Source organism: Thioalkalivibrio sp. ALMg3 (assembly GCF_000381225.1).
Taxonomy (GTDB): Bacteria; Pseudomonadota; Gammaproteobacteria; order Ectothiorhodospirales; family Ectothiorhodospiraceae; genus Thioalkalivibrio; species Thioalkalivibrio versutus.
Genome location: NZ_KB906223.1, coordinates 171049 through 189696 on the forward strand (window position 1 = coordinate 171049; position 18648 = coordinate 189696).

The following is an 18648-nucleotide window of genomic DNA, read 5'->3' on the forward strand; positions in this document are numbered from 1 at the left end:
TGCAGTCGGAGTAGTCTTTCGCTACGGTGGCTTTGTCCCACCTACTGCGGCAACGCCCAACGGGCGTGATCCTGTGCGGCTCCCGGAGCACGTTCGGAGCAAGCCCGCGCCGGCCCGCGTTCGCCACAAGAATACAAGGGGAAACCGAATGGATGAGCAGTCCACCCCCGGTCTGACGCAAACCCGCCTCGGCGGCTTTGGCGTGATCTGCAGCCCGGTCTTCTACACCTCGAGTATCGTGATCGCACTGTTCGTCCTGTTCGGGGCGATCTTCCCGGACACCGCCGAAGCGGTCTTCGCCCAGCTGCAAAGCGGCATCGGGGAGTATCTCGGCTGGTACTACATGCTGGTCGTCACCGTGTTCCTGGTCTTCTCCCTGTACCTGATGTTCAGCCGTTACGGTGGGGTGCGCCTGGGTGATCAGTTCGAGGCCCCGCGCTTTAGCTACACCGCGTGGTTCGCGATGCTGTTCTCCGCGGGCATGGGGATCGGGCTGTTGTTCTGGAGCATCGCCGAACCGATGTACCACTATCTCAGCCCACCGCACGTCGAGGGCGAGACCGGCGCGGCGGCTGTCGAGGCGATGCGCTATACTTTCTTTCACTGGGGGCTGCATGCCTGGGCGATCTACATTGTCGTCGGCCTGTCGCTGGCGTATTACGCCTACCGCCACAATCTCCCGCTGCTGATCCGTTCCTCGCTGTACCCCTTCATCGGTGACCGGATCTATGGCCCCTGGGGGCATCTGGTGGACGTGGTGGCGCTGTTCGGCACCATGTTTGGCGTGGCGACCTCGCTGGGCCTGGGCGTCATGCAGATCAACTCGGGCCTGAACTTCGTGTTCGGGATCGAGGAATCCACCTCCATGCAGATCGTGCTGGTCGCGATCATTACCCTGATCGCCGTCGGGTCGGTCGCGCTGGGCGTCGACAAGGGCATCAAGCGCCTGTCGAACTTCAATATCGGTCTGGCGGTGATCCTGATCGCGCTGCTGCTGGTCATGGGCCCGACCCTGTTCATCCTGCGCCTCCTGGTGGAGAGCACCGGCGTCTACGTTCAGTTCCTGCCCGAGATGAGCCTGTGGGCCGACACGATCGAGGATTCCGGCTGGGCGACCTCCTGGACCATCTTCTACTGGGGCTGGTGGATCTCCTGGGCCCCGTATGTCGGTATGTTCATTGCGCGGGTCTCGCGTGGCCGCACCATTCGCGAGTTCGTCGCCGGCGTGCTGCTGGCCCCGACCGCCGCGGCCTTCGTCTGGCTGGCCGTGTTCGGCGGCACTGCGATGAGCTACGAGCTCGAGGGTGTGGTCGACCTGACTGGCGCCGTGTCGGAGAACATGTCCACCGCGCTGTTCGTGACCCTCCAGGCCATGCCGCTGTGGGATTGGCTGTCCGTGGCCGTGATGGCGGCGGCGACGGTGCTGATCGTCACCTTCTTCGTGACCTCCTCGGACTCCGGCTCGCTGGTGATCGACACCCTGGCCTCCGGTGACGTGCGCAACCCGACCGTCACCCAGCGCGTGTACTGGGCCATCCTCGAGGGGGTTGTCGCGTCCATCCTGTTGCTGGCGGGGGGGCTTGCCGCGTTGCAGGCGGCCGCGATCAGTGTCGGGCTGCCGTTCTCGGTCATCATGCTGATCATGGTGTTCGGCCTGTGGAAGAGCCTGCATCAGACCGAAGCGGTTACCCCGAGCAAGTACCAGAAGGAGGCCCCGCCGCCGCATACCCTGTTGGGGTATACGGAAGATCTGGACGACAAGATCAAGTAGGGGGTAACGATGGCTGCGTCCCGAGTGGCGCTGCTGGGATGCGGGCTCATGGGGCAACCCATGGGCCTGCGTCTTTTGCAGGCCGGATTTCCCGTGGTGGCCTACAACCGCACGGTCGCGCGCGCAAGCGATCTGGCGGCCGAGGGGGTCACCGTTCACAGTTCACCCGCCGCGGCTGTCGCGGAGGCGGATGTGCTGGTGCTGATGCTCAGTGATGCCGCGGCCATCCATGCCGTGCTGGATGCCCTGCCGGCCGGCGCGCTGGACGGTCGCTGCGTGATCCAGATGGCGACCATCCTGCCGGCCGAGAGCCGGGCCCTGGCGGAACGGGTGCGGGGCGCCGGCGCCTGCTACCTGGAGGCGCCGGTGCTGGGTTCCATCCCCGAGGCCCGGGATGGCCGTCTGCTGATCATGGCGGGCGCCGACCGCGAGGCCGACTTCGCCCGGGCCCAGTCGGTACTGGCGGCTCTGGGCGAGACACCCCGGCATGTCGGTTCGGTCGGGCAGGGGGCGGCGCTGAAGCTGGCCTTCAACCAGTTGATCGCGAGTCTCACCGCGGCGTTTTCCTTGAGCCTGGGGCTGGTGCGGCGCGAGGGGGTGGAGGTCGATACCTTCATGGAGATCCTGCGCGACAGTGCCCTGTATGCCCCGACCTTCGACAAGAAGCTTGGCAAGATGGTCTCCGGTGACTTCGGTACCGCCAACTTTCCGGTCAAGCACTTGCTGAAGGATGTGCGTCTGACCGAACGCGCGGTGGAGGATGCCCACCTGGTGGGGCCGTGGCTGCCGCTGCTGGCGGATCTGCTGGATCGGGCGCGCGAGCAGGGCCTGGCCGATGCGGATTATTCGGCCATCTACACCACGATTGCCCCGGAAAACGCGGGGCAATGAGGAAGATACGGCGGCCCTTATGCACAGCACCTGGCGATGGTGCTCGAGGCTCAAGGGGGTGGCCCGTGGCAACACACCGGACTGATGGGTCGGTATTAAATGGCCTAAAAACCAGTTGCTTGCGTGATATCTTTGCCGGGATCCGGCGCCGCCGCCTTGACGTTTCCGGTGGATTCCGTTCCGGGCGCGACAATTCGTCCACAAAGTTATCCACAGGTTGTCCGGACGGGTAAAACCACCCGGCCATTCAGGCAGTTGTCACCCGGAGTTGAAACGCGCTCTGCACTTGCTGTCGCAACCTGGTCTTGCGCTCGGGCGGGTAGCACCGCTATGCTATCGGACTTTTCGCCAGAACCTGCGTGAGCCGACCATGAAAGCCGACATCCATCCGAACTACCACAACGTCAAGGTTATCTGCAGCTGCGGTACGCAGTTCGAGACCCGCTCCACGCTCTCCGGCGAGGAGATGCACCTGGACGTGTGCTCGCAATGCCATCCGTTCTACACCGGCAAGCAGAAGATCGTTGATACCGCCGGCCAGGTCGACAAGTTCAACCGCCGCTTCGCATTCTGAGGCTGCGGCGCGCCGGATGGCGCGCAACGCGAACGGACACGTGACTGCTGCGGCGGGCGTTGTCCGACCCGACGAGGGCGTCCTGCGGGGCGCCCTCGTCTGCGTTGTGGGCTTGGCCCTGGTGCTGCTGGCCACTGCGGCCCGGGCCGAGTGCCGGCTGGCGGATCAGGATCCGCGTGGGCTTCAGGAGGTCGAGGTGGAGCGCGTCCAGGGCTTCGATAGTCTGCGGTTGACCGATGGGCGGACCGTTCAGGTGATTGGTCTGGCCCCGGCCGCGCCGCTGCCGGAGAGGGCCGGCCCGATGCGACCCCTGCATCTTCACGAGGGGCTGCGCGAGGCACTGGCCGCCCGGCTGGACGCGGTCGATCAGCGGCTGATCCTGCGCCCGGGCCGTCCCGCCCGGGACGCCGAAGGGCGCCTGCGCATGCATGCCTGGCTGCCCGGCGGGCCGTTGCTGGCGGCCGAATTGATTGCCGCCGGCGAAGCGATGCCGCGCCCCGGGCCGCAGCCGGCCGCCCTGGATACCTGCTTCTACGTGGCCGAGGTCGAAGCACGGGCAGGGGAGCGGGGTTTGTGGTTGGAGCGCCCGGCCGCCCTGCCGGTCCGGATGCTGGACCCGCGTTCCGGTGCCCCGCGCCAGGGCCGGCTGCGGGTGCGAGGCGAGGTGGTGGCCGTGCGCGAGACGTCGCGTCACTGGGTGCTGGAGCTGGACGGGCCGCTGGACGTCCTGATTCGCGGGCGTGACCGCGATCACTGGCCCGATCTCCAGCCCGATACCTTGAACGGCGAGGCGGTGATTGTGCGCGGTCAGGTGTATCCTTGGAGAGACCGACTCCGGATGCGCATACGCCATCCGCTCGATCTAGAGGTACCGGAATAATGCGTGCTCTTTCCAAGTCCTGGCGGACCGCTCGCGGTCGTCTGGCCTCTCTGTTCCTGACGGTTCTGGTCGCCGCCGGCCTGGCCGTGGCGATCCCCGGTTGTACCACCAATCCGGTGACCGGACGCTCGCAGCTGATGCTGGTTTCCGAGAATCAGGCGATCGATGCGTCGCGCAGCGCCTACGTCGAGATGCTGGCTCCGGCGCGCGAGGAGGGTCGCATCAATGCCGATCCTGCGATGACCGCGCGGGTGCAGGGCATCACCGAAAAGGTGGTTGCGCAGGCGGTCAAGTACCGTCCCGAGACCGCGGACTGGGACTGGGAGATCGCGGTGATCGAGGCGCCGGATACCGTCAACGCCTTCGCCATGGCGGGCGGCAAGATGGCGATCTACTCGGGCATCATCGAACAGCTGGAGCTGACCGATGACGAGCTCGCGCAGATCATCGGGCATGAGATTGCCCACGCGCTGTCGGCGCATACGGCGGAAAAGATGTCGGTCGCGCTGGCCAGCAATCTGGCCCTGACGGGTTACGCCCTCTCCGGCGACCGTTCGCAGGTGGCCCTGACCGGGGCGGCACTGGGGGCCGTGCTTGCCGTGCAGCTCCCGCACAGCCGGGGCATGGAATCCGAGGCCGACCGCATCGGTATCGAGCTGGCGGCGCGTGCCGGGTACAACCCGGATGCCGCAGCCAGCCTGTGGCGCAAGATGGCTGCCCAGGCCAATGGCGGTCAGCCGGAATTCCTGAGCACTCACCCGGCACCGGCTTCGCGCCAGCGCGAACTCACCCGTCTGGCCGACCAGTACCGCCCTTTGTATGACGAGGCCCGGCGCGGGTCTGTCCCTACCCACCCGGTCAACTGATTTCGTTTCCGGTGCGGGCCTACCGCACCGGGCCTGCACCTGTTTCTGAAGCAACCGTCCGACAAAAGGCCTCGCTACACCATGTCCAAGGATTTCAACCAGCGCGCGCTGGAATACCACGAGCAGCAGCCGGCCGGGAAGCTGGCGATCCACATCACCAAGCCCACCGCCACCCAGGATGATCTGTCGCTGGCCTACTCGCCGGGCGTCGCCGCGCCGGTGCGGGCGATTGCCGAGGACCCGGAGCTGGCCTATCGCTACACCGGCAAGGGCAACCTGGTCGCAGTGATTACCGATGGCACCGCGGTGCTGGGGCTGGGTAACGTGGGTGCGCTCGCGTCCAAACCGGTGATGGAGGGCAAGGGCGTACTGTTCAAGGCCTTCGCCAATATCGACGTGTTCGATATCGAGGTGGACGCCGCGCAGCCGGAGGACTTCATCAACACGGTCGCGCGCATTGCCGGCGGCTTTGGTGGCATCAATCTGGAAGATATTGCTGCGCCGCACTGCTTCGAGATCGAGCGCCGCCTGTCCGAACGCCTGGATATCCCGGTCTTTCACGACGATCAGCACGGCACCGCGATCATCACCGCGGCCGGCCTGGTCAATGCGCTGGAGATCCAGGGCAAGAAGCTGAGCGAGGCGAAGATCGTCTGTGTCGGCGCAGGGGCTGCGGGGATCGCGTCCATGCAGCTGCTGGTCCGCCTGGGCGCGGCGAAGAAGAATCTGTTCATGGTGGATCGCAAGGGTGTGATCCACAGCCAGCGCGATGACCTGAACGAATACAAGCAGATCTTCGCGGTGGACACCGACGCGCGCAGCCTGGCCGATGCCTGTGCCGGTGCCGACGTGTTCATTGGGCTGTCCGGCCCGGACCTGCTGACCGCGGAGATGCTGCGGTCCATGGCGCCGAAGCCGATTGTCTTCGCCCTGTCCAACCCGGACCCGGAGATCCGTCCGGAGCTGGCGCACGCAACCCGCGACGACCTGATCATGGCCACCGGGCGCTCGGACTACCCGAACCAGGTGAACAACGTGCTCGGCTTCCCGTTCATCTTCCGCGGCGCGCTGGATGTGCGCGCCCGGACGATCAATGACGAGATGCTGGTGGCCGCGGTGCACGCCCTGGCCGGACTGGCCCGCGAGCCGGTGCCGCAGGTGGTGCTGGATGCCTACGGGCTGGAGACGCTCGAATTCGGCCCGAACTACATCCTGCCGACCCCGTTCGATCCGCGTCTGATCGACACCGTGCCGCAGGCGATCAGTCAGGCCGCCCGCGACAGCGGGGTCGCCCGCCTGTAACCCCAGTCCTGTAGGAGGAGCAGCGCATGCAGAAGATCGCCATTGTCGGCGCCGGACGCGTCGGCGAATCCACCGCCCAGTTTCTGGCCCGCCGCGACATCGCCCGCGAGATCGCGCTGCTGGACGTGCGCGAGGGCGCGGCGGCCGGTGCCGCCCTGGATATCCAGGAGACCGCGCCACTGCTGCGTTTCGATACCCGGCTGACCGGTAGCCACGAGGCGTCGGTGATCGCTGGAGCGGAGCTGGTGATCATCACTGCCGGGTTGCCGCGCAAGCCAGGCATGTCGCGCTCCGACGTGCTGGACAAGAACGTCGAAATCCTCGACGTGATCCTGCAGGACATCCTGGTTCATGCCCCGCAGAGCCGGATCCTGGTGGTCTCCAACCCGGTGGATGTGCTGACCTACCGCGCCTGGCAGAAGACCGGCTGGAGCCGCGACCGTATCTTCGGCCAGGCCGGGGTGCTGGATACCTCGCGCATGGCGGCCTTCATCGCGCTGGAGACCGGTTTGTCCACCCACGACATCCAGGCGCTGGTGCTGGGCGGCCATGGCGATGCCATGGTCCCGATGCTGCGCTATTCGTCCATCAACGGTGTGCCGCTGGATCACTTCATGGATCAGGCCACGCTGGACAACATCGTCGAGCGAACCCGGCACGGCGGTGCCGAGATCCTGGCCCTGAAGCAGACCTCCAGCGCCTACGGCGCCCCGGCGGCGGCCATCGCCGAGATGGTCGAGGCGATCGCGCTGGATCGGCGGCGGGTGCTGCCGACCGTGGCCCTGCTGGACGGCGAATACGGCGAGCGCGACGTGGCCATGGGCGTGCCCTGCATCCTCGGTCAGGGCGGGATGGAGCGTGCCATCGAGCTGGAACTGAATGCCGAGGAGCGCGCCGCCTTCGACCAGTCCATCGCCGGGGTACGGAAGGACCTTGAACGCCTCGCCTGACGCCGGCCCAGTGCCGGATGCGCGGTTGCCGACCCTGACCCTGGTCGACAGCAGCATCTTTGTCTTTCGCGCCTGGTTCGCGCGTGGCCTGGATCCGGATCCGCAGGGCCGGCCGGGCGGTGCGCTGCACGGCCTGGTGCACTCGCTCTGCCAGTGGTTGCCGGCCTGCGCGCCGGGTCCGGTGGCCTTTTGTTTCGACACCGGCCTGCGCCGGGGTTTTCGTCACCGCATTGACCCTGCCTACAAGGCCCATCGCCCGCCGGCCCCGCCGGAGCTGCGCGAGCAGTTCGCGCGCATCCGCGAACTGCTGGGCCGGCTGGGGTTTGCGACTCTGGCCGACGCGGAGTACGAGGCCGACGACCTGATCGCGAGCCTGGCCCGCGCCGGGCGCGCGGCCGGCTATCGCATCGACGTGAAGAGTGCCGACAAGGATCTGACCCAGGTGATCCTGGGCGGGCAGGACCGCCTGCACGACCCGGAACGCGGGGTCGACATGGATCGTCGCGCCATCGAGAAGCGCTTTCGCATCCGCCCCGAGCAAGTCGCGGACATGCTGGCCCTGGCCGGGGATGCCAGCGACAACATTCCCGGAATCGACGGGGTCGGACCGAAGACGGCCGCGCGTATCCTGCGCCGGTTGCGCGACCTCGACACGGTCCTGGCCGACCCGCCGGCCGTCACCCGCTGCAACATCCGTCGCGCGCCCGCCGTAGCCGCGGCCATCGCCGGGCAGGCCGACCGGCTGCGCCGCTCGCGCCGGCTGACCGGCCTCGCCGACCGTATCCCGGATCTGCCAGCGCCCGGAGAATTGCATCCGACGGGCCCCGATCCGGACGCGTCCGCCTGGCTGCACGACCTGGGTGTTGCCCCCGCCTACCACGCCCGGCTCCTGGCCGCCGCCGGCGCCTGGGGCCTGACGGATACGAGGCAGACGGCATGATGCGCCGCCTGCACATCCTGGGCGGCGTGGTGCTGGCCGCGCTCGTGCTTCTGCCGGCCGTCGTACAGGCGCACCCGCATGCCTGGATCGACCTGCGGATCAGCTTCGAGCGCGACGGCGAGGGGCAGATCACCCATATGCTCCATCACTGGCGCTTCGACCCGACCTACGGGCAGTACCTGTACGACGATGCCCAGGAGCATCAGTCCGGCGATACGCCGGAGGCGCGCCTGCAGGGGCTTGCCACCGAGATCCTCGACAATCTGGACGAGTACCGCTGGTACAGCCACCTGGAGGTGGCTGGAGAGGATCTCGGGATCGCGGCCGCCGCCGATCCCCAGATGGCCATGGACGCGGGGCTGCTGCACTTCCGCTTCCGGCTGGAGCTGGAGCAACCGGTCGATCCGACCGACGAGCCGCTGGCCTACCGGGTCTACGACCCGACGTATTTCATCGAGATCCTGCATCAGGACCCGCATGGCACGGAGATTCTTGATGCGTCCGGACTGGTGGATGCGACCTGTCAGGCCCGGCTCGAACGGCCGCGCCCGGATCCGGCGCTGGTGGCGCGCGCGCTGGCGCTGGACTATGGCGCCAGCGCGGATTACGACCTCGGCCGGCACTTTGCCGAACGCGTCACCCTGCGCTGCGACTGAGGCACTGGTTATGGCCCGGGTCGTATTGTTCCACAAGCCCTGGGGTGTCCTGCCCCAGTTCACCGACCCCGAGGGTCGTCCGACACTGGCCGACTACATCGCGATCCCCGGGGTCTATCCGGCCGGTCGTCTGGACCGTGACAGCGAGGGCCTGCTGGTCCTGACCGACGATGGGCGTCTGAACGCGCGTCTGACCCAGCCACAGCACAAGACCAGCAAGACCTACTGGGTTCAAGTCGAGGGCGAACCCGACGATGCCGCGTTGCATGCCCTGCGCGAGGGTGTCGAGTTGAAGGATGGCCTGACCCGACCGGCGCAGGTGGAACGCATGGACCCGCCGGACATCCCGGAGCGCGACCCACCCGTGCGTTTTCGGCGCCATATCCCGACCCGCTGGCTGGCGCTCACCCTGCGCGAGGGGCGCAACCGCCAGGTTCGCCGAATGACCGCGGCGGTGGGTCACCCGACCCTGCGCCTGGTGCGCTACCGGGTCGCCTCCTGGACCCTCGATGGTCTCGCGCGGGGCGAGTTTCGCACCCTGGAGACGGGTTAGGGGGCTCTTGAAACCCCGGAATGCCGGAACTGCCGCCCGCGTCGCGCGAAACCGGAGGATCCTCATTGCAAGCGCCCCGGTGCAGGCCGATGATAGGAAACCATTGATACGAGGGCAGGACATGCGCCATTCCAGGAACGTAATCGCCGGGCTGGCCGGCCTGTTGCTGGTCCTGGCCGCGGCGCTGCCGGCGGCCGCTGCCGAAGAAGACCTTTATGTCTTCGAGCGCAGCCTGTACCTGCTCGCCGAGCGCGCCCTGAACCGCGGCGACATGACGGCCTACCGCGCCGCGCGCAGCACCCTGACCGGCTACCCACTGACCCCTTACCTGGATTACCGCGATCTGGCGCGCAATCTCAATCGCGCCGACCCGGATGCCGTGCGCCGCTTTGTACGCGAGCATGACGACACCCCGCTGGCAGCCCGGCTGCACGGGAGCTATCTGACGCATCTCGCGCGCGAAGAGCAGTGGGGGGCGTATCTCGAATTCCTCGATTCGGACCGTTCGCTGTCCGTCGAGCAGGACTGCAATCGCCGCCAGGCGCTGTTGGAGACGGGGGAGCCCGATGCGGCCCTGGAGGACGTGGAGTCCATCTGGCTGCACGGCCAGTCGCGCCCTTCGGCCTGCGATCCGGCCCTGAAGGCCTGGCGCGATGCCGGGGGGCTGACCGGTGAACTCGCCTGGGATCGCTTCGTGCTGGCCGTCGAGGCGGGACAGACGGGTCTGGCTCGTTACTTGCGCCGCTACCTTGACCGCGATGACCGCCCGTGGGCGGAGCGCTGGCTGGATCTGGCCAGCCAGCCCGCACGGGTTGTGGAGGCCGACTTCGACGCCGGTGCTCACCGCTCGGCCGAGGCGCTGATGGAGCGGGCCTTCACCCGCTGGATCCGCCAGGACCTGGATGCCGCCCTGGAAGGCTGGGAGAAGGACGGGCGTGATCTCGGACTGTCTTCCGAATCGGCCGGGCGCGTGCAGCATGCCCTGGCCCTGCGCCTCGCGCTGCGCTATCGCCCCGAGGCGCTGGACTTCATGGCGGCCCTGGAGCCCGAGGTGTTCGACACCCAGTTGCGCCAGTGGCAGGTGCGCGCGGCATTGTACGAGCGCGACTGGGAGGTGGTGATGGACGCGATCCGCGCCATGGATCGCGACGTGCGCGACGAGGCGGCGTGGCAGTACTGGTATGCCCGTGCCCTGGAACAGATCGAATCGTTGGAGGCCGCACGCGGCTTCTACGAGCGCGCGGCCCGCGAACGCAACTTCTACGGCTTCCTGGCGGCCGACCGCCTGGGGCAGCCCTATCGCATCGGGCATCAGCCCCTGGTGCTGGACGACGGGCAGCGTGCCGCCATGCGCACGCACGCCGGCATGCAGCGCATGCGCGAACTGGTCCGCCTGGACCGTAACGCCGAGGCCCGCCGCGAATGGACGCACGCCGTGGCCGACATGGATACCGCAGAGCTGGAGGCGGCGGCGCGCACCTTCGCCGACTGGGGCTGGCACGACCGCGCGATCTTCACCGCGGCGCGCGCCCGCAACTGGGACGACATCGAGCTGCGCTTCCCGCTCGCCTTTGATGACCTGATCGTGGCCGGCGCCCGTGAACAGGGTATCGATCCGGCCTGGGCCATGGCGATCGCACGCCAGGAGAGTGCCTTCCTCTACGACGTCCGTTCCGGTGCCGGGGCGCTGGGTATCATGCAGGTCATGCCCGCGACGGGTCGGTCGATCGCCTCGGCCGCGGGTGTGCGTGTGAACTCCGACTGGGACATCCTTGACCCGGCGACCAATGCCCGGCTTGGCACCTACTACCTGCGGCGCAATCTCGATCGTTTCGGAGGCCACAGCATGCTGTCCTCCGCGGCCTACAATGCCGGCGCCCACCGCGTGAGTTCCTGGCTGCCGGAGGACCGCGCGATGGATCCGGATATCTGGGCCGAACTGATCCCGTTCTCCGAGACCCGCGACTACATCCGCCGTGTGTTTGCCTACCGCATCCTGTACGCGGTCCGCCTGGGGCAGGAGCCGCCGTCGCTGGCCACCCTGCTGTATCCGGTGACGCCGCAGGATGGCCTCGCCGCGAGCCGCGAACGCCACCTGGCCACACTGCCTGGCGAGGCGGGCATCACCCTCAGCCGTGCCTTCTGCGACGCCCCGGGTTATACCGACAACGCCTGCTAGTCTGCCCGCCGCGAAGCGCTCAAAGCCACAAAGAAGGCCAAGGGCGGTTTGCAACCGGAAGGCTTGAAGAGCAGCAGGCGGTCGATCGCCCGGAGGCCTCTGCCGACCCCTGGCGCGACGGCCTGTCAGGAGCCGATTTGGTGACGGACATCCGCCACGGGCCCTCGCCGCAGCGCATCGCCAACGGCGATCGCAAAGGCTCCAGGCAAGGGGCTCGCCCGTCGCCACGCCACAGTGCTCCCGGCTTCCCCTGAACCGTGCTTGACCTGGACGTGGCCCTTCTTCGTGCCTTCGTGTGCTTCGTGGTGCAAGCAAAGGCGGGTCAGCCGCGGATGATGTCCTCGCGCATGCGACTGGCGATGCCGTCGGCCAATTGCTGCCATTCGGCCGCCAGTGGTGGCTCCAGGTGATCCTCGGTCGTGGCCTTGAAGTGGCGCATCCAGACGGCGAGGTCGGCCTCGGTCAGGTTCAGCGGTGCGTGCTTGCCGACCATGTCGATGGTCGGCGGCTGTTCCAGGCGCCCGCCCAGGTTCATGTACCAGAAATCGGCGATGCGCTTCACGTGATCCGGAAAATCCTGGATGCGCTCGAAGTGATGGCCGATTTGGGGGTCGGCCGACAGGCGGCGGTAAAAGTCGTCGATCACCGCGCGGATGCGCTCGGCGCCGATCTTGTCGCACAGAGGTTCGAGCTTGCGAAAGGCCATGGGGGTCTCCTGACGGATCCTGCGACAGCCGGTAACCTGCACACTGACATGGAACCCGGATGCCAAGGATGAACCAATTCGATTCAACGGGCCCCGATGCCGTGACGGCTGCGGTGGCCCAGTGTATTGCCGACCATACCGGAACGCCCTTCGAGCCAACAGGAAGCCAGGCCTGTTCCGGGGGCTCCATCAATCAGGCGCAGCGTTTCACCGGAAGCGACGGGCGGGAGTTCTTCGTCAAGCTGAGTGGGGGCGACGGCGCTGCGATGTTCGCGGTCGAGGCGCGCGGCCTGGAAGAACTCGCGCGCTGCGAACGCCTGAAAATCCCCGCTGTCGTCGGCACCGGATCGGCGGGCGGCACGCACTTTCTGGTGCTGGAGAACCTGGCGCTGGGCGGCCCCCGCGACGGCGTGGCTCTGGGGCACGGGATTGCCGACATGCACCAGAAGACCCGTCCGCGCTTCGGGCTGGATCACGACAATTTCATTGGTAGTACGCCGCAACCGAATACCGAGCACGACGACTGGGCGGCGTTCTACCGTGATGAACGTCTGGGCTTCCAGCGTCGGCTGGCGCGGGAGCGTGGGGCGGCGGGATCGCTACTCGGGGCGCTGGAGGAGCTGGAGTCCTCGCTGGGCGGCTTCTTTAGCGACTATCAGCCGGTACCCTCCCTGCTGCACGGCGACCTGTGGAGCGGCAACTGGGGGTTCCTGGCGGATGGCAGCGTGACGATCTTCGATCCGGCGGTGTACTACGGCGACCGCGAGGCGGATCTGGCGATGATGGAACTGTTCGGTCACCCGGGCCAGGACTTCGTCGCCGCCTACGAGGAGATCCTGCCCATCGACCCCGGCTATGGCGTGCGGCGCGCACTCTACAACCTTTACCACATCCTCAACCACGACCACCTGTTCGGCGGCGGCTACGGCGCCCAGGCCGAGCGCATGATCCGCCAGCTGCTGGCCGAACTGCGCTGATTGCCCCACCACCAACCGCTCTTGACCGGGCCCTCCTTCGTGCGTTTCGTGGTGACTCAGGGTTTCAGCGGCCGAGTTCGCGCGAGCGTTCGGCGGCTGCGGTCATGGCGCGGCGCATCAGGTCGCGCAGGTCGCCGTCTTCCAGGACCTGCAGGGCGCGTTCAGTGGTGCCGCCCGGGGAGGTGACGCGATGGCGCAGCTCCGCGGCGCTCTCGTCGCCCTCTGCGGCCAGACGGGTGGCCCCGGCCAGGGTGCCCAGGGTCAGTTCCAGTGCGGTATCCGCCGGCAGCCCCAGTGACTTCGCGGCCTCCTGCATCGCCTCGATCATCAGGAACACGTAGGCCGGTCCGCTGCCGGAGGTGGCGGTCACGGCGTGCATCTGCTCTTCGTCCTCCACCCAGATCGCGCGGCCCACGGCCTCCAGCAGCCGGGTGGCCGTGGCGCGATCCTCGGGGCTTGCGGTGGGGGCGGCGTAGAGTCCGGTGACCCCGGCGCCGACCAGGGCCGGGGTGTTCGGCATCGCGCGGACCAGGCGCGTGGCGTCGCCCAGCCACCCGGCGAGCTGGGTGGAGGTGATGCCCGCGGCTACCGAGATCACTAGCGGCTGACCCTGCTGCACCGCATCGCGCAGCGTCGGGGCGAGCTCCGGCAGGGTCTGTGGCTTCACCGCAAGCACCAGGGTGGCGCTCTGGGCCGCCAGTTCGGTGGCGCTACCACTGGCGAGCCCCGGGTATCGCGCCTGCAGATCGCGTACGCGCTCGGCGCCCTTGTCGGCGATGGCGATGCGTTCGGCGGCATGGCCGGACTGGACCAGTCCCTGAAGCAGGGCCTCGCCCATGTTGCCGGCCCCGACGAAGCCGACCTCGAAGCGGTGTTCCGTCATGTGGATTCCTTGGATTTGGGTTGGCGCGGGCCGAACAGGGCGGTGCCGATGCGCACGATGGTTGCCCCCTCGAGAATGGCGGCCTCGAGATCGCCCGACATCCCGATGGACAGCGTATCCAGCGAATGGCCCCCTGTGTTCAGGGTATCGCGCAGGGCGCGCAGGCGCGCGAAGGGTTCCCGCTGTAGCGGGATGTTGTCGGCGGTGGCCGGAATGGCCATCAGTCCGCGCAGTTCGAGACCGGGCAGGTCCTGCACTGCGGCGGCCAGGGCGGCGACCTCCCCGGGTGCGACGCCGGCCTTTTGCGGTTCCTCGCTGATGTTGACCTGCAGGCATACCTGCAGCGGCGGCATGCCCTCCGGACGCTGATCCGACAGGCGCCGGGCGATCCGCTCGCGGTCGACGGTATGCACCCAGGCGGCGCGTTCGGCCACCGCGCGGGTCTTGTTGCCTTGCAGCGCGCCGATGAAGTGCCACTCGAGGCCGAGTGGCGCGGGTGCGGCCTCCAGGGTGTCGTACTTGTCCACCAGCTCCGGGGCGTAATTCTCGCCGAAGGCGGACTGTCCCAGCGCATGCAGGGCACGGATCTCGTCCGCACCGCGGGTCTTGCTGACGGCCAATAGACGGACCGAATCCGGGTCGCGTCCGGCCTCGCGGCAGGCGGCCTCGATACGGGCTCGAACGGTGCTCAGGGCATGGTCTGGTGTGGTCATTTCCCTATGATATAGTCCGGAAGAACACAAGGTCACCGCGGATTTTCGCGCGGGCCTTCATAAGCGACAGGGGGTGGTGGTCGTGGCTGCCACCAGGGCGTTGGCGCGGGTCGGCCTTACGCCCGACAACAGGGGGATGCATGGATATCACGCAGTTGCTGGCCTTTTCGGTCAAGAACGGGGCCTCGGACCTGCACATCTCCGCGGGCATGCCGCCGATGGTACGTATCGACGGCGACATGCGCCGGGTGAACGTGCCGGTCATGGACCACAAGGAGGTCCAGGGCCTGATCTACGACATCATGAACGACCGCCAGCGCAAGGACTACGAAGAGTTCCTGGAGACAGACTTTTCGTTCGAAATCTCGGGGCTGGCGCGTTTTCGTGTCAACGCCTTTAACCAGGACCGTGGCGCAGCGGCGGTCTTCCGTACCATCCCCTCCAAGGTCCTGACGCTGGAAGAGCTGGGTGCCCCGCGCATCTTCGAGGAGATCTCGGACTATCCGCGCGGCATCGTGCTGGTGACCGGCCCGACCGGTTCGGGCAAGTCCACCACGCTGGCGGGCATGGTCAACCACCGCAACGAAAACGACTACGGGCATATTCTCACCATCGAGGACCCGATCGAGTTCGTGCACGAATCGAAGAAGTCCCTGATTAACCAGCGCGAGGTACACCGCGACACCCACGGCTTCAGTGAGGCCCTGCGCTCGGCCCTGCGCGAGGACCCGGACACCATCCTGGTCGGCGAACTGCGTGATCTCGAGACCATTCGCCTGGCCCTGACCGCGGCCGAAACCGGCCACCTGGTGTTCGGCACCCTGCACACCAGTTCGGCGGCCAAGACGATCGACCGCATCGTCGACGTGTTCCCGGCGGCCGAGAAGGATATGGTGCGGGCCATGCTGTCGGAGTCGCTGCGTGCGGTCATCGCTCAGACCCTGATGAAGAAGATAGGCGGCGGGCGCGTCGCGGCGCACGAGATCATGCTTGGCACGCCGGCGATCCGGAACCTCATCCGCGAAAACAAGATCGCGCAGATGTACTCGACCATCCAGACCAGTTCCGGCTCCGGCATGCAGACGCTGGACCAGTGCCTGAAGGACATGCTCGCACAGGGCGTGATCAGCCGCGAGGACGCTCGCCGCAAGGCCAGCAACCCGGATTCCATCTGACCACTATGCCGCCGATGCGCTTGACCGTCGGACCGGGTACCAAGGGAGAACGCCATGGATCGTGACAAGGCGATCAAGTACATGCACGACCTGCTACGGGCCCTGGTGGACCGGGACGGGTCGGATCTGTTCATCACGGTGGGCATGCCGCCGGCGGCGAAGATCGACGGCCGCGTGGTGCGGATGACCGAACAGAACCTGACGGCCTCGCATACCCAGGCGCTGGTTCGCTCGATGATGAACGACAAGCAGTCGGCCGAGTTCGAGCGCCACCAGGAGTGCAACTTCGCGATTGGCTTGCAGGGCGTGTCGCGTTTTCGCGTAAACGTCTTCACCCAGCGTGGCAGCCCGGGCATGGTGCTGCGAACCATCAATTCCGTGATCCCGAAGTTCGAGGACATCCAGATGCCGCCGCAGCTGGAGAAGATCACCCAGGAGCGTCGTGGCCTGGTGATCTTTGTCGGCGGCACCGGCTCGGGCAAGTCGACCTCGCTGGCGGCCATGATCGGCTATCGCAACCGCACGACAGCCGACCACATCGTCACCATCGAGGACCCCATCGAGTTCGTTCACGAGCACGCGATGAGCATCATCACTCAGCGTGAAGTCGGGGTGGACACCGAGAGCTACGAGATCGCGCTGAAGAACACCTTGCGCCAGGCGCCGGACGTGATCCTGATCGGCGAGATCCGCGACCGCGAGACCATGGACTACGGCGTTGCCTTCGCGGAGACCGGTCATTTGTGCCTGTCCACGCTGCACGCGAACAGCACCAACCAGGCACTGGACCGCATCATCAACTTCTTCCCCGAGGACCGGCGCGAACAGCTGCTGATGGACCTGTCGCTGAACCTGAAGGCCGTGATTTCGCAACGCCTGGTACGCAAGGAAGGCGGCGAGGGCCGGGTGCCGGCGGTGGAGATCCTGATCAACACCCCGCTGATGGCCGACCTGATCCTGAAGGGCCAGGTGCACGAGATCAAGGAGCTGATGTCCCGTTCCCGCGAACAGGGCATGCAGACCTTCGACCAGGCCCTGTTCGACCTCTACGAGCATCGCCACATCAGTTACGACGAGGCCCTGCGCAACGCCGACTCGGTGAACGACTTGCGCCTGCGCATCAAGCTCGACAGCCAGCGAGCCCAGGACGACGGAGCCCCCGCCGTAACGGATGAGGGCGAAGGCCTGTCCGTGGACGAGCGCGCCGAGGACTTCAACCTGCGCTAGTCGTTGGGGAAACAGAAAACATGAGCCAGTTGCAGATCGAGCCCTACCTGAAGTTGATGGCCCAGAAGGCCGCCTCGGACCTGTTTTTTCTGACCGGCGCGCCGGCCAGTATCAAGGTCGACGGCGCGCTGCAGCCAATCTCGCGCAAGGCGCTGGCGCACGGTCAGGCCGAGAATATTGCGCGCGAGATGATGAGCGAGCATCAGGCGGAGATCTTCGAGCGCGAGACGGCCGTCAACTTCGGCCTGTCGCGGGAGGGCCTGGGGCGCTTTCGCGTGAACGTCTATCGCCAGCGCGGCGAGGTCGCGATGGTGATCCGCTTCATCCGGGTCTCCATCCCGACCATCGAGCAGCTCGGGCTGCCCGAGGTGCTCAAGCAGTTTGTGGCCTACAACGACGGGCTGATCCTGATTGTCGGGGCCACCGGCACCGGGAAGTCGACCACCCTGGCGTCGATGATCGATCACCGCAACACGAACCAGAGTGGGCATATCCTGACGGTCGAGGACCCGATCGAGTTTCTGTTCAGCCACAAGCGTTCTATCGTCGGTCAACGCGAGGTCGGGATCGATACCCCCAGCTACGACCACGCCCTGCAGGAGGGCATGCGCGAGGCCCCGGACGTGATCATGGTCGGCGAGGTCCGCTCGCGCGAGACCATGCGCGCGGCGCTGACCTATGCCGATACCGGGCACCTGGTCCTGACCACCCTGCACGCGACCAATGCCACCCAGGCCCTGGATCGAGTGATCAACCTGTTCCCCGAGGACAACCGCCCGCAGATCCTGTCGGACCTGTCACTGAACCTGCGTGCGATCGTCGCCCAGCGCCTGCTGCAGACCAAGGACGGGCGACGCGTTGCCGCGCTGGAAATCCTGGTCAACACGCCTTACATCTCCGAGCTGATCCGCGACGAGAAGATCAGCGAGATCAAGGAGATCATGGCCAAGGGGAGCTCCGTGGGCATGCAGACCTTCGATCAGGCGATCGTCAAGCTGTTCAAGACCGGCGACGTCATGCTGGACGAGGCCCTGAACAAGGCGGATTCGCGCGCCGATCTCGAGTGGCGCCTGAACTTCGGGGGCGGGGTCGCCTCCGCCGACGAGACCGAAGAAGAGTTGAAGCTCCCCGACCGGTAGATACCGTCTTGCCCTACGGGGTGCAAGGAGTTTCATGGCGGGCTTGATACGGGGTTTGGGATTTGAGCACACCGAAGGCGATGTGCAGGAGTTTGCGCATGGCCGCCCCGATCGCCGACATCTTGGCCTTGCCGCGTGTCAGCAGACGTTGATGCTGGTGTCGCACGTCCGGGTTGTACCGGGTCGCCACCACCGCCGCCATGTAGAGCGCCTTGCGCAGTCGGCTGGAACCGATCTTCGCCAACCGCGAGGGCCGCCGGACCGTG

Annotated in this window: 19 protein-coding genes; 15 read left to right on the plus strand and 4 right to left on the minus strand. The window is 66.8% G+C overall.

The annotated features are described in order from the left end of the window. Nucleotides 1-148 precede the first annotated feature (148 nt). From F622_RS0107265 to F622_RS0107315, 11 genes are all read left to right on the plus strand, one after another. The gene (locus tag F622_RS0107265; RefSeq protein ID WP_019571589.1) at nt 149-1771 is read left to right on the plus strand and encodes a BCCT family transporter; all 1623 of its coding nucleotides are present in this window, start codon (nt 149-151) and stop codon (nt 1769-1771) included. Nucleotides 1772-1780: 9 nt separating this feature from the next. Next, a complete protein-coding gene (locus tag F622_RS0107270; RefSeq protein WP_081620976.1) occupies nt 1781-2662 on the plus strand; it encodes an NAD(P)-dependent oxidoreductase in 882 nt (293 codons plus the stop codon). Between the two features lie 370 nt (nt 2663-3032). After that, nucleotides 3033-3236, plus strand: coding sequence for a 50S ribosomal protein L31 (gene rpmE, locus F622_RS0107275; RefSeq protein ID WP_018145101.1), 204 nt, complete (start codon nt 3033-3035; stop codon nt 3234-3236). A 16-nt stretch (nt 3237-3252) separates the two neighbouring features. Beyond that, nucleotides 3253-4116, plus strand: a complete 864-nt coding sequence (locus F622_RS0107280; protein WP_019571591.1) for a hypothetical protein — start codon at nt 3253-3255, stop codon at nt 4114-4116. Next, nucleotides 4116-4982, plus strand: coding sequence for a M48 family metallopeptidase (locus F622_RS0107285; protein ID WP_018168920.1), 867 nt, complete (start codon nt 4116-4118; stop codon nt 4980-4982). Before F622_RS0107280 ends, F622_RS0107285 begins: the two co-directional genes overlap by 1 nt. 81 nt (nt 4983-5063) lie before the next feature. Next, nucleotides 5064-6284, plus strand: a complete 1221-nt coding sequence (locus F622_RS0107290) for a malic enzyme-like NAD(P)-binding protein (protein WP_018168921.1) — start codon at nt 5064-5066, stop codon at nt 6282-6284. 26 nt (nt 6285-6310) lie between these two features. After that, complete coding sequence (gene mdh / locus F622_RS0107295; protein WP_018950985.1) at nt 6311-7234, plus strand: malate dehydrogenase; 924 nt, start codon at nt 6311-6313, stop codon at nt 7232-7234. After that, nucleotides 7218-8174, plus strand: a complete 957-nt coding sequence (locus tag F622_RS0107300; protein WP_196799429.1) for a 5'-3' exonuclease H3TH domain-containing protein — start codon at nt 7218-7220, stop codon at nt 8172-8174. Before mdh ends, F622_RS0107300 begins: the two co-directional genes overlap by 17 nt. Further along, the gene (locus F622_RS0107305; RefSeq protein WP_019571593.1) at nt 8171-8830 is read left to right on the plus strand and encodes a DUF1007 family protein; all 660 of its coding nucleotides are present in this window, start codon (nt 8171-8173) and stop codon (nt 8828-8830) included. The genes F622_RS0107300 and F622_RS0107305 overlap by 4 nt, the downstream gene beginning before the upstream one ends. Nucleotides 8831-8840: 10 nt before the next feature. Beyond that, nucleotides 8841-9383, plus strand: a complete 543-nt coding sequence (locus F622_RS0107310; RefSeq protein WP_019563081.1) for a pseudouridine synthase — start codon at nt 8841-8843, stop codon at nt 9381-9383. A 121-nt stretch (nt 9384-9504) separates the two neighbouring features. After that, nucleotides 9505-11562: a transglycosylase SLT domain-containing protein gene (locus F622_RS0107315; RefSeq protein WP_019571594.1), complete on the plus strand. Its 2058-nt coding sequence runs from the start codon at nt 9505-9507 to the stop codon at nt 11560-11562. Between the two features lie 322 nt (nt 11563-11884). Here F622_RS0107315 and F622_RS0107320 read toward each other — a convergent pair whose 3' ends face one another. Then, complete coding sequence (locus F622_RS0107320) at nt 11885-12268, minus strand: group III truncated hemoglobin (protein WP_019571595.1); 384 nt, start codon at nt 12266-12268, stop codon at nt 11885-11887. A 68-nt stretch (nt 12269-12336) separates the two neighbouring features. Here F622_RS0107320 and F622_RS0107325 point away from each other — a divergent pair, with 68 nt between their 5' ends. Beyond that, a complete protein-coding gene (locus F622_RS0107325; RefSeq protein WP_019571596.1) occupies nt 12337-13245 on the plus strand; it encodes a fructosamine kinase family protein in 909 nt (302 codons plus the stop codon). A gap of 64 nt (nt 13246-13309) precedes the next feature. Here F622_RS0107325 and proC read toward each other — a convergent pair whose 3' ends face one another. Both proC and F622_RS0107335 read right to left on the minus strand, forming a co-directional pair. After that, nucleotides 13310-14128, minus strand: coding sequence for a pyrroline-5-carboxylate reductase (proC, locus tag F622_RS0107330; RefSeq protein ID WP_019571597.1), 819 nt, complete (start codon nt 14126-14128; stop codon nt 13310-13312). Then, nucleotides 14125-14841, minus strand: coding sequence for a YggS family pyridoxal phosphate-dependent enzyme (locus tag F622_RS0107335; protein WP_019571598.1), 717 nt, complete (start codon nt 14839-14841; stop codon nt 14125-14127). Before F622_RS0107335 ends, proC begins: the two co-directional genes overlap by 4 nt. Before the next feature lie 140 nt (nt 14842-14981). On the opposite strand from F622_RS0107335, the gene F622_RS0107340 reads away from it, so the two are divergent. The 3 genes from F622_RS0107340 to F622_RS0107350 are packed head-to-tail and all read left to right on the plus strand — an operon-like array spanning nt 14982 to nt 18382. Further along, nucleotides 14982-16016, plus strand: coding sequence for a type IV pilus twitching motility protein PilT (locus F622_RS0107340; protein WP_018145114.1), 1035 nt, complete (start codon nt 14982-14984; stop codon nt 16014-16016). A 54-nt stretch (nt 16017-16070) separates the two neighbouring features. Continuing rightward, nucleotides 16071-17243 (plus strand): PilT/PilU family type 4a pilus ATPase, encoded by a 1173-nt coding sequence (locus F622_RS0107345; RefSeq protein WP_018145115.1) that lies wholly within the window; start codon nt 16071-16073, stop codon nt 17241-17243. A 20-nt stretch (nt 17244-17263) separates the two neighbouring features. After that, nucleotides 17264-18382 (plus strand): PilT/PilU family type 4a pilus ATPase, encoded by a 1119-nt coding sequence (locus F622_RS0107350; RefSeq protein WP_019571599.1) that lies wholly within the window; start codon nt 17264-17266, stop codon nt 18380-18382. Nucleotides 18383-18395: 13 nt separating this feature from the next. Here F622_RS0107350 and F622_RS0107355 read toward each other — a convergent pair. Then, nucleotides 18396-18648, minus strand: a 253-nt coding sequence (locus tag F622_RS0107355) for a transposase (RefSeq protein WP_026331550.1), incomplete at its 5' end; no start/stop codon positions are given.

Bases quoted from the DNA above. Each gene is read 5' to 3' on its own strand.
- F622_RS0107265 (WP_019571589.1), top strand. From the start codon at position 149: ATGGATGAGCAGTCCACCCCCGGTCTGACGCAAACCCGCCTCGGCGGC.
- F622_RS0107270 (WP_081620976.1), top strand. From the start codon at position 1,781: ATGGCTGCGTCCCGAGTGGCGCTGCTGGGATGCGGGCTCATGGGGCAA.
- rpmE (WP_018145101.1), top strand. From the start codon at position 3,033: ATGAAAGCCGACATCCATCCGAACTACCACAACGTCAAGGTTATCTGC.
- F622_RS0107280 (WP_019571591.1), top strand. From the start codon at position 3,253: ATGGCGCGCAACGCGAACGGACACGTGACTGCTGCGGCGGGCGTTGTC.
- F622_RS0107285 (WP_018168920.1), top strand. From the start codon at position 4,116: ATGCGTGCTCTTTCCAAGTCCTGGCGGACCGCTCGCGGTCGTCTGGCC.
- F622_RS0107290 (WP_018168921.1), top strand. From the start codon at position 5,064: ATGTCCAAGGATTTCAACCAGCGCGCGCTGGAATACCACGAGCAGCAG.
- mdh (WP_018950985.1), top strand. From the start codon at position 6,311: ATGCAGAAGATCGCCATTGTCGGCGCCGGACGCGTCGGCGAATCCACC.
- F622_RS0107305 (WP_019571593.1), top strand. From the start codon at position 8,171: ATGATGCGCCGCCTGCACATCCTGGGCGGCGTGGTGCTGGCCGCGCTC.
- F622_RS0107310 (WP_019563081.1), top strand. From the start codon at position 8,841: ATGGCCCGGGTCGTATTGTTCCACAAGCCCTGGGGTGTCCTGCCCCAG.
- F622_RS0107315 (WP_019571594.1), top strand. From the start codon at position 9,505: ATGCGCCATTCCAGGAACGTAATCGCCGGGCTGGCCGGCCTGTTGCTG.
- F622_RS0107320 (WP_019571595.1), bottom strand. From the start codon at position 12,268: ATGGCCTTTCGCAAGCTCGAACCTCTGTGCGACAAGATCGGCGCCGAG.
- F622_RS0107325 (WP_019571596.1), top strand. From the start codon at position 12,337: ATGAACCAATTCGATTCAACGGGCCCCGATGCCGTGACGGCTGCGGTG.
- proC (WP_019571597.1), bottom strand. From the start codon at position 14,128: ATGACGGAACACCGCTTCGAGGTCGGCTTCGTCGGGGCCGGCAACATG.
- F622_RS0107335 (WP_019571598.1), bottom strand. From the start codon at position 14,841: ATGACCACACCAGACCATGCCCTGAGCACCGTTCGAGCCCGTATCGAG.
- F622_RS0107340 (WP_018145114.1), top strand. From the start codon at position 14,982: ATGGATATCACGCAGTTGCTGGCCTTTTCGGTCAAGAACGGGGCCTCG.
- F622_RS0107345 (WP_018145115.1), top strand. From the start codon at position 16,071: ATGGATCGTGACAAGGCGATCAAGTACATGCACGACCTGCTACGGGCC.
- F622_RS0107350 (WP_019571599.1), top strand. From the start codon at position 17,264: ATGAGCCAGTTGCAGATCGAGCCCTACCTGAAGTTGATGGCCCAGAAG.